This window comes from Chromobacterium alticapitis (assembly GCF_002924365.1).
Taxonomy (GTDB): domain Bacteria; phylum Pseudomonadota; class Gammaproteobacteria; order Burkholderiales; family Chromobacteriaceae; genus Chromobacterium; species Chromobacterium alticapitis.
Genome location: NZ_PQWB01000135.1, coordinates 1 through 10,538, shown reverse-complemented (window position 1 = coordinate 10,538; position 10,538 = coordinate 1). Strand labels below are relative to the sequence as shown.

Genomic DNA, 10,538 nt, shown 5'->3' with positions numbered 1-10,538 from the left:
TCGCTGCGTCAGCTGAGGAGGCGAACTATACGCCCGGGCCCCACCCCCGTCAACACCTTTTGCGAGAAAAATTGAACTTTTCACCCAGCATTCATGCAAGGCGATGATTTTTAAAGAAATTGCAATGCAAGAAATTTCAACTCCCTGCGCCGCAGGCTAGCCATCCTCGCCAAAACGCCCAAAAACAAACAGGCCGGCGCTGCCGCCGGCCTGTTCCTGGCACTTCTATCTTCTATATAGACCAATCAGCCCTTGCGCAGCTTGGCGAAGGCGGCCGCCATCGCGGTGTCACCCTGCGGAGCAGAGGACTGGCCGCGTTGCTGGCGCGGGCGGTTGTCGGAACGGCTGTCATTGCGGCCACCGCGGCTATTGCCGGAACCAAGCTCATCGTCCAGGCGCATCGTCAACGCGATGCGCTTACGCGCCACATCCACTTCCAACACCTTCACCTTCACCACGTCGCCGGCCTTGACCACCTTGCGCGGATCGTCGATGAACTTATTGGACAGCGCCGAGATATGGACCAGGCCATCCTGGTGTACGCCGATATCGACGAAAGCGCCAAAGTTGGCAACGTTGGTAACCACTCCTTCCAGCACCATGCCCGGTTGCAGATGCTTGATGTCCTCGATGCCATCCTGGAAGGTCGCAGTCTTGAACTCCGGACGCGGATCGCGGCCCGGCTTGTCCAGCTCCTTCAGAATGTCCATCACCGTCGGCAGGCCGAAGCGCTCGTCGGTGAAATCGGTAGCACGCACGGATTTCAGGAAAGAGGAATCGCCGATCAAGGTCTTCACGTCGCGACCCGCTTTGGCAACGATCTTTTCCACCACCGGATAGGCCTCCGGATGCACCGAGGACGCATCCAGCGGGTTGTCTCCGCCGGCGATGCGCAAGAAGCCGGCCGCCTGCTCAAAGGTCTTGTCGCCCAGACGCGGCACTTTCAGCAGTTCCTTGCGCGTGCGGAAGGCGCCGTTCTGGTCGCGGTAGGACACGATATTGGATGCCAGGGTGACGTTCAGGCCGGAGATACGAGTCAGCAGCGGCACCGACGCGGTATTGACGTCCACACCCACCGCGTTCACGCAATCCTCCACCACGCCATCCAAGGCGCGCGCCAATTGGCTCTGGTTGACGTCGTGCTGATACTGGCCGACGCCGATGGACTTGGGATCTATCTTCACCAGCTCCGCCAGCGGATCTTGCAGGCGGCGGGCGATGGACACCGCGCCGCGCAGGCTGACATCCATATCGGGGAATTCCTTGGCAGCCAGCTCGGACGCCGAATACACCGACGCGCCGGCTTCCGACACCACTATCTTGGTCATGCCCAATTGCGGGAAAGCCTTGATCAGATCCTGCGCCAGCTTGTCGGTTTCGCGGCTGGCGGTGCCGTTGCCGATGGAAATCAGGTCAACTTTATAGCGAGTGCACAGCGCGCCCAGGATGGCGATGGACTTGTCCCACTCGCGGCGCGGCTCGTGTGGATAGATGGCAGTGGTGTCCAGCACCTTGCCGGTATCGTCGACCACCGCCACCTTGCAACCGGTGCGCAGGCCCGGGTCTAGGCCCAGCGTCGCGCGGCGGCCAGCCGGCGCGGCCAGCAGCAGGTCATGCAGGTTGGCGGCGAAGACCTTGATCGCCTCGCCGTCAGCCGCATCCTTCAATCGCGACACCAGCTCCAACTCCAGCGACAGGAAGATCTTGGCGCGCCAGCACAGGCGGACACCATCCAGCAGCCACTTGTCGGCGGCGCGGCCGGCATCCTTGACGCCGAAACGGGCGGCGATCAGTTGCTCATAGGCCGAGCGCTCGGTGATCGGCGTTTCGTCCGCTTGGTATTTCAGCGCGACAGTCAGCACGCCCTCGTTGCGGCCGCGCAAAAGCGCCAGCGCGCGGTGCGAGGGGATGGCCTTGATGTGTTCGCGATGGTCGAAGTAGTCGGAGAACTTGGCGCCCTCGTTCTCCTTGCCCGCCACCACGGCGGCGGCCAGCTCGCCCTCGTTCCACAGCTTTTCGCGCAACTGGCCCAGCAGCTCCGCGTCCTCGGCGAAGCGCTCGATCAGGATGGCGCGCGCGCCGTCCAATGCCGCCTTGGCGTCGGCGACGCCGGCTTCCGCATTGATGTAGGTTTCGGCCAGCGCGTTGGGATCTTGCGACGGATCGGCCAGCAGGCTGTCGGCCAGCGGCTCCAGGCCGGCCTCGCGGGCGATCTGCGCCTTGGTGCGGCGTTTTGGCTTGTAAGGAAGATAGAGGTCTTCCAGCGTGGTTTTGTTGTCGCTGGCGTAGATGGCCGCCTCCAGCTCGGGAGTCAGCTTGCCTTGCTCGGCGATGCTCTTGAGGATGCTGACCCGGCGCTCGTCCATCTCGCGCAGGTAGACCAAGCGCTCGGCCAGCGTGCGCAGCTGGGTATCGTCCAGACCGCCGGTGACTTCCTTGCGGTAACGGGCGATGAAGGGAACAGTGGCGCCGCCGTCGATCAGTTCGATGGTGGCGGCCACCTGCGATTCGCGGACGGCAAGCTCAGCCGCCAGGCGGCTGGAAAGACTCTTCAGCATCGGTTTTTATTCTTTCGCGTCGAACAAAAAACGCTACTGTACCGCCATCCGCCGCAAAATCAAGCAGCGACCGGGCGCACCAGCCAGGCTTGCGCCTCTTCCACCAAATCGAAATACTGTACATGGGTGTGGGACAGCAGGCCGGCGATATGGGAGGCCAGCTTGATCCAGACATCGCCCACCACGATGGCGACGCGGCCCATTTTTTCCTCATGGGCGCGCATGAACTTGACCTCTTCCATCGCCATATCCAGCGTGAAGTCCTTCAGCTCGGACAGGTCCAGCAGCAGATCCGGCTTCTCGCGCTCCTCCAGCCGCTTGAGCATCGCCTGCTCCAGCAATTGGAAGTCGGCCAGCGTGAACTCGTTGAACAAGGCCACATCCAGGCCATAATCCTGCTCACGGATCGAAATCATTCGCTTCTCCCTTCTCTAATGATTGTTGTAAAAGCTCCGACTGTATTTTAGCGCCGCCCCGCCAACATGCCGCTGACAATGATCAAGCCCATCGCCAGCAGAGAGTCCGCCGTCAGCGCATCGCCCCATGCCAGCGCGCCCAGCAGGCAGGAAAACACCACGGTCAGATAGGAAAGATTCGCCGCGGCCAGCTTGCGGCCCACCTTGTAGGCGCGGGTCATCGCCAGCTGCGCCACCGTTGCGGCGCCGCCCACGCCCAGCAATAGCCAGACATTCTCCAGCGTCACCGGATGCCACCGCTCCAAGCTCAGCAGCAGCAGCCCGCCCACCGTGGAAATCAGCGCGAAGTAAAACACCACCCGCCACTCCGCCTCGCCCTGCCGCCCCAGCTCCCGCACGTGCAGATAGGACCAGCCGGCCAGAAAACCAGAAACCAGCCCCAGCAGGCCTGCAAACCACACCTCGCCGGACAGCGTGGGCTTGAGCAGCACCACCACGCCGATGAAACCCAGCGCCAGGCCGGCCATCGCCTGCCGCGGCAGCTTTTCTTTCAGCAACACCACCGACAACAGCGCCAGGAACATCGGCGAGGTATAGGTCAAGGTAGACGCCGTGGCCAAAGGCAAATGGGCGATGGCATAGAAGGACATCAGCAGCGAGGCATAGCCGATCACGCCGCGCTGCAAGTGGTAGCGCAGCAAGGGCGTGGCGAAGCGCTCCCGCCGCCACAAAGCCGCCCCGCCCAGCGTCAGCACGCCTATCAGGGTGCGCCAGAACACCAGCTCGGTGGACGAAAAATGCTTGGCCCCCAACTTGACGAACAAACCCATCAGCGCGAAGAAAACCGCCGCCACCACCATCCAGCCCGAACCGAGCCGCCACTGCCTGTACCGCATCCAACCGCCTTTGCTTCAATATCAACTGCGCGCCGCCAGCATGCCGGCGGACACGATCAAAACCATCGCCAGCGCGCTGCCGACGCCTAACCCATCATTCCACAGAATCACGCCCAGCACCGCGGAAAACACCACGGTCAGGTAGGCGAAGCTCGCCACCAGATAACGCCGCCCTTCCTTGTAGGCGCGCGTCATCGCCAACTGACCCAGCAGGCCGAACAGCCCGACGCCCAGCAATGGCCAGACATTGGCCATCGTGATGGCGGAGAACCCAGGCCCCAGCAGCAGCCACGCCAAGCCGATCAAACTGGACAGGCAAAAAAACCAGAACACCACGCGCCAAGGCTGCTCGCCCATTTGCCCCAGTTCCCGCACTTGGAACACCGCGAAACCGGCGCTGATGCCGGAAACCAAGCCGATCAGGCCCGGCAGCCATTGCTGCGGCGTCAAAGTCGGACGCAGCAGCAGCGCCACGCCGACGAATCCAGCCAGCAACGCCAGCCACACGTGCGGGGGAGGCCTGTCCTTCAGCTTGACGATGCACAGCGCCGAGAAAAACAGCGAGGAGGTGTAGTTCAGCGTCACCGCGGTGGACAGCGGCAGCCGCGTCAAGGCGTAGAACAGCGCCGCCATCGACGCGTAGCCGATGAAGCCGCGCTGAATATGGGCGCGCCAATGCGGCGTGGCCGGCGAATGCCCTCGCAGCATCATGGGCGCGCCGAGCAGCGCCGCGCCTATGCTTGTGCGCCAGAACAGCAGCTCAATGGAATGGAAATGCGCGGCGCCCAGCTTGGCGCAGGCGCTCATCAACGCGAAACAGGCGGCGGCCAGTATCATCCAGCCGGCGCCGAGCCGGCTCAGCGCCTGGCCCATTGCGCGGACAGACAGATGGCCTCCATCTGCCGGCGATACGTCTTGAATTCCGACGCGTTGGCGGTGCAGCGCGCCTCCAGCAAGCGGTTCTTGTCCAACGACTGGATCACGTGCAGATTATGCCGCACGATCCACAACCGATTGGAGACGAATCGGCCATCGCGGTATTCCGTCACCAATCTGCCCGTTTTCTGATTGACCCGAACGAAATTGGCCGCCTCGCGATCGCCGTCCTCCTGGCGGAAGGCGGCCGCCATGCGCGCCAGGCTCTCTCCGCGCTTGGCCTTGCGCACGCCTATTCTCACCGAGATCGCCGCCCGCTCGCGCTGATCGGGCTTGGGCGGGATCACCCGCAGCACCCGCATGCCCTCTTCCAGGCCGGGGCGCACTTTCCAGCCCGGCGGCAGAGTGAAGCGTATCTTGCTTACCGGATCGGCATAACTGGCGGCCAGCGCCAGCGGACTGAGCGACAACAGCGCGATCAGCGCCGTCATGCGAAACGTTGGGAAGATCATCTCGTCCGGAATCTCAATAAAAAAGGCGCGGAATTCCGCGCCTTCGCATTATGGCATTCAACTTGCCTTTTTAACCAGCCAATGCCTCGCCCATCTTGCGGCGATAGTATTCATGGAAGTGCTGCATGCCCTCTTCCGTCGGCGACTGGTACGGCCCCACTTCGCTGACGCCGGCCAGCCACAGCGCCTTGCGGCCCTCGTGCATGCGGATGCAGATCTCGTCGTCTTCCTTGGCGGTTTCGAAATAGGCCGCCTGTTCCGCCTCGATGAATTCCGGCTCGAACCAGATCACGTCTTCCGGATAGTAGAACTCGGTAATCACGGTGCACTTCTCCGGGCCGCGCGGAATCACCACGCTGACCACCAGCACGTGCGGATACCACTCCACCATGATGTTGGGGTAGTAGGTCAGCCAGATGGCGCCGAACTCCGGCTGCTGCTCGGCGTAGCGGCGGCGCACTTCCTCGTGCCACTTGCCGTACACCTTGGAGCCGGCGCGCGCCAGGCGGTTCTTCACGCCCACGGTCTGCACGTGGTAGCTGTCTCCCCATTCCCATTTCAAATCGCCGCAATCGACGAAATTGCCGAGCCCGGGGTGGAAGGGATCGACGTGATAGTCTTCCGAATAGACTTCGATGAAGGTCTTCCAGTTGAAATCGTATTCCGTGCTGTGCGTCGAGTGGAAGGCATAGCCATCGAAAGTCATATGCTTGGCCACGCCGAGCTGGGCCAGGTCGGCCGCCACATTGCGGCGCGCGTCGAATAGCAGGCCGTTCCAGCGCGCCAGTTCGGTCTGCCCCAGGTTCAGGCAAGGCGTTTCCGGGAAATGCGGCGCGCCCACCAGCGTGCCTTCCGCGTCGTAGGTCCAGCCATGCAGATTGCAGACAATGTGATTGCCGTTGCCACGGCCTTTATAGATGATGGCTTGGCGATGGCGGCAGACGTTGGAGATCAGCTTGATCTCGCCGTCCACGTTCTTGAGCATCTTGCCATGCCCCAGCCAATCCAGCGTGTGATAGTCGCCCGGTTTGGGCGCCATCAGCTCATGGCCGTAGTACAGAGGCGCGTCTGCGAACAGCAGCTCCTGCTCCTTGGCGTAGAACGCGGGATCGAAATAGGTATAGACGGATAGCTGGGCTGCGGATGCTTGAAGCAGTTGAGCAGAAGCCAGATCAGACATTATTCCCACACCTCCGTGGTAGAAGATATAAGACCAGCCGAATCTCGCTCGGGACGAGTTTGCGGGACTATCAAAAACAATCAATCAAAACAAGGCCGAACCTTGCATTACGAGGGCGGAATTATGCCTTCGCCCCACCCCCGGGGCAAGCGTTAATTCTTTGTGACAATCGGCCGCAAGCTGCCCGCTGCGGCAAGTTATGCCATGAGAGCCGGTTTGCGGCAAACAAAGCGCGCTCCGCTTAATTAAAATCAAAGACTTGTCACTTCTACCGCGGTACAACATTAGAAATAGATGATTTATAGTGGTATACTACCGTCAATCTTGTTGCTATATCGCCGGCCTGACGCCTTCCGCCCGCCAAACGGCCAACGCGGCAGCTCAGGCTGAATGAGCCAAAGCCTTGATGCGTGGGGCTGCGGGCCTTACCAACATCCAGCAGGCGATCGCAACATCGGACTGGTCAAACCTGCCCGGATGCGCTACCACACGGATAAGACGCGGCTTGCCAGCCACCGTCCCTCTGCGAGGACGGACCGGCAACAAATCGTCCCCAGGCGCATCGCAGTGGATTTTTTTCATCGATTACCCGTTTTTTTCAAATTTATATACCAAAGCCTATGAACTCCACCATTCTCGTCATCAATTGCGGCAGCTCCTCCCTGAAATTCGCGCTGATCGACAGCCTCAGCCACGACGCCATCATGACCGGCCTGGCAGAGAAGCTGGGCCTGGCGGACGCCTGCATTACCTTCAAGTACAACGGCGACAAGCAAACCGCAGCGCTGTCCACGCCGGACCACGCCGCGGCCATGCACGCCATCATCGAAAAGCTGCAACAAGTAGCGCTGCTGGACAGCGTGAAAGCCATCGGCCACCGCGTGGTGCATGGCGGCGAGCACTTCAAGCAATCCGCGCTGCTGGACGAAGCCGCCATCGATGAAATCGAACGCTGCATCAAGCTGGCGCCGCTGCACAACCCGGCACACATCCTGGGCATCCGCACCGCAATCAAAGAATTCCCGAGCCTGCCGCAAGTGGCCGTTTTCGACACTTCCTTCCACCAGACCATGCCGGAAAAGGCCTATCTGTACGCGGTGCCGATGAAGCTGTATCGCGAAAACAGCCTGCGCCGTTACGGCATGCACGGCACCAGCTACCGCTTCGTGGCCGAAGAAGCCGCCAAGATGCTGGGCAAGCCGGCTGATGAAACCAGCCTGGTGATCGCCCACCTGGGCAACGGCGCGTCCATCGCCGCCATCCGCAACGGCAAGTGCGCCGACACCTCCATGGGCCTGACCCCGCTGGAAGGCTTGGTCATGGGCACCCGCTCCGGCGACATCGACCCCAGCGTCTTCGGCTACCTGGCCACCGAGCGCGGCATGGACATCCAGTCCATCACCAATATGCTTAACAAGGAATCCGGCCTGCTGGGCCTGTCCGAATTGTCCAATGACTGCCGCGAGCTGGAAGAAGCCGCCGCCAAGGGCCACGAAGGCGCCAAGCGCGCGCTGGAAGTGTTCGCCTACCGTCTGGCCAAGTACGTGGCCTCCATGACCGTGGGCGCCGGCCGCCTGGACGCCGTGGTGTTCACCGGCGGCATCGGCGAAAACTCGTCCTTCCTGCGCGGCGAAGTGATCAAGCAGCTGGGCTTCCTCGGCCTGACCCTGGACGAAGCCGCCAACAACGATTGCATCCGCGGCAAGGCCGGTTGCATCACCGCCGCCGGCTCCGTGCCGGCCCTGGTGATCAACACCAACGAAGAACTGATGATCGCCATGGACACCGCCGAACTGGCGGGCCTGGCCCACTAAGCGGGACGAGGGAAGCAATATGCAAACGTTTTTCCTCGCGCCCACCGGCTTCAACGCCGGCCTGACCTCCGTATCGCTGGGCGCAGTCCGCTCGCTGGAGCAGGCCGGCCTGCGCGTCGGCTTTCTGAAGCCTATCGCCCAAGGCGTGGATGACAACGGCGTGGAGCGCTCCATGCACTTCGCCCAGGCCATCTGCCGCCTGGACGCGCCGCAGCCCATCAGCATGGAACGCGTCGAGCACCTGTTGTCGCAGGGCCAGGTCGACCAGTTGATGGAAGAAGTGGTCAGCCTGTACCAGAAAGTGGCGCAGAATGTCGACGTCGTCATCGTGGAAGGCCTGGTGCCGGACCAGAAGCAGGTGTTCTCCACCTTCCTCAACACCAAGATCGCCCGCAACCTGCAGGCGCAGACCCTGCTGGTCTGCTCCGCCAAGGAGCTGGGCGTGGCTGAAATCGCCGAACAGCTGGAAATGAACATCCAGGCTTTCGGCGGCCAGCATATCGCCGGCTACATCCTGAACCACGTGCAGCCCAATGTGGACTGCGCCCAACTGGCCCGCGAAGTTCAAGAAACCGGCAGCCTGAAAAAGGCCGGCCTCCCGCTCTTGGGCGTGATTCCGTACCAGCCGGAGCTCTTGGCGCCGCGCACCCAGGACGTGGCCCGCCACCTGAACGCCAGCGTGGTGCACGCGGGCCAACAAGCCAGCCGCCGCGTGCGCAGCATGGTGGTGGCCGCCCGCACCGCGCCCAATATCGTCAGTCTGCTGAAACCGGGCGCGCTGATCATCACCCCCGGCGAGCGCGAAGACGTGGTGATGGCCACCTCCATGGCCGCCATGAACGGCGTGCCGCTGGCCGGCCTGCTGCTGACCTGCGACTCCGAGCCCGATCCGCGCATCCAGCAACTGTGCCAGCAGGCGTTCAGCGGCGGCTTGCCGGTGCTGGCCACCTCGCTCAACTCGATGGAAACCGCCAGCGCGCTGAACGCGATGAGCCGCCAAGTGCCGGCCGACGACCTCGAGCGCATGGAAAAAGTGATCGACTTCATCGCCGAGCATCTGGACGCCAGCCCGCTGAAGCAGCGCGTGGGCGAACCGCGCGAACTGCGCCTGCCGCCGCCGGCCTTCCGCTTCCAGCTGATGGAAAAGGCGCGCAAGGCCAATAAGCGCATCGTGCTGCCGGAAGGCAATGAGCCGCGCACCATCCAGGCCGCCGCCATCTGCCAGGAAAAAGGCATCGCCCGCTGCGTGCTCTTGGGCAACCGCGCCGAAATCCTGCAAGTGGCCGAAGCCCAGGGCGTGACGCTGCCGGCCTCGGTGGAAATCCTTGACCCGAACGAGATCCGCGGCCAGTACGTGGCGCCGATGGTGGAACTGCGCAAGGGCAAAGGCCTGAACGAGCCGATGGCGCTGGCCCAGTTGGAAGACACCGTGGTGCTGGGCACCATGATGCTGGCGATGAACGAAGTGGACGGCCTGGTTTCCGGCGCCGTGCACACCACCGCCAACACCATCCGCCCCGCGCTACAGTTGATCAAGACCGCCCCGGGCTCCAGCATCGTGTCCTCGGTGTTCTTCATGCTGATGCCGGAGCAGGTGTATGTCTACGGCGACTGCGCGGTGAACCCGGACCCGAGCGCCGAGCAGCTGGCCGACATCGCCATCCAGTCCGCCGACTCCGCCGTCGCCTTCGGCATCACCCCGCGCGTGGCCATGATCTCCTACTCCACCGGCTCGTCCGGCAGCGGCAGCGACGTGGAGAAGGTGCGCGAAGCCACTCGCATCGCCCAGGAAAAGCGCCCGGACCTGCTGATCGACGGCCCGATGCAGTACGACGCCGCCTCGGTGGAATCCGTCGGCCGCCAGAAAGCGCCGGACAGCCAGGTCGCCGGCCGCGCCACCGTGTTCGTGTTCCCGGACCTGAACACCGGCAACACTACCTACAAGGCGGTGCAGCGCTCCGCCAACGTGGTGTCGGTGGGCCCGATGCTGCAAGGCCTGCGCAAGCCGGTCAACGACCTGTCGCGCGGCGCGCTGGTAGACGACATCGTCTACACCATCGCCCTGACCGCACTACAGGCGGAGCAGACCCAGGCGCAATAAGCGCTCCGCGCGCTTCAAACGAAACGGCTCCCACAGGAGCCGTTTCGCTTTGGACTTTTATCCGCCGACCTACCGTTTGGCAAAGCCCTACTAGGGGCTGTTGACGTTTCACATAGGCAACCATAGGTATGCGCACGCCATGGCGACCACGCTCTCATAGTTGCACTTCAATTTGTCGTATCGGA

The 10,538-nt window shown here is 62.6% G+C and carries 8 protein-coding genes; 2 read left to right on the top strand and 6 right to left on the bottom strand.

The annotated features are described in order from the left end of the window. Nucleotides 1-245: 245 nt before the first annotated feature. The 6 genes from C2I19_RS19475 to C2I19_RS19450 form a co-directional block, all read right to left on the bottom strand. A complete protein-coding gene (locus C2I19_RS19475) occupies nucleotides 246-2,558 on the bottom strand; it encodes a Tex family protein (protein ID WP_103904275.1) in 2,313 nt (770 codons plus the stop codon). Between the two features lie 59 nt (nucleotides 2,559-2,617). Further along, complete coding sequence (locus tag C2I19_RS19470; RefSeq protein WP_103904274.1) at nucleotides 2,618-2,974, bottom strand: SpoIIAA family protein; 357 nt, start codon at nucleotides 2,972-2,974, stop codon at nucleotides 2,618-2,620. A gap of 47 nt (nucleotides 2,975-3,021) precedes the next feature. Further along, nucleotides 3,022-3,870 carry a DMT family transporter gene (locus tag C2I19_RS19465; protein WP_103904273.1) on the bottom strand — a complete coding sequence of 283 codons (849 nt, stop codon included), beginning with the start codon at nucleotides 3,868-3,870 and terminating at the stop codon, nucleotides 3,022-3,024. Between the two features lie 21 nt (nucleotides 3,871-3,891). After that, nucleotides 3,892-4,743, bottom strand: a complete 852-nt coding sequence (locus tag C2I19_RS19460; RefSeq protein WP_233201286.1) for a DMT family transporter — start codon at nucleotides 4,741-4,743, stop codon at nucleotides 3,892-3,894. Further along, nucleotides 4,728-5,237, bottom strand: coding sequence for a hypothetical protein (locus tag C2I19_RS19455; RefSeq protein ID WP_103904272.1), 510 nt, complete (start codon nucleotides 5,235-5,237; stop codon nucleotides 4,728-4,730). Before C2I19_RS19455 ends, C2I19_RS19460 begins: the two co-directional genes overlap by 16 nt. A 91-nt stretch (nucleotides 5,238-5,328) precedes the next feature. Next, complete coding sequence (locus C2I19_RS19450; protein ID WP_103904271.1) at nucleotides 5,329-6,438, bottom strand: aromatic ring-hydroxylating oxygenase subunit alpha; 1,110 nt, start codon at nucleotides 6,436-6,438, stop codon at nucleotides 5,329-5,331. Between the two features lie 620 nt (nucleotides 6,439-7,058). On the opposite strand from C2I19_RS19450, the gene C2I19_RS19445 reads away from it, so the two are divergent. Further along, a complete protein-coding gene (locus C2I19_RS19445; protein WP_103904270.1) occupies nucleotides 7,059-8,252 on the top strand; it encodes an acetate kinase in 1,194 nt (397 codons plus the stop codon). Between the two features lie 19 nt (nucleotides 8,253-8,271). Beyond that, nucleotides 8,272-10,353, top strand: coding sequence for a phosphate acetyltransferase (gene pta, locus C2I19_RS19440; protein ID WP_103904269.1), 2,082 nt, complete (start codon nucleotides 8,272-8,274; stop codon nucleotides 10,351-10,353). The last annotated feature ends 185 nt before the right edge of the window (nucleotides 10,354-10,538 follow it).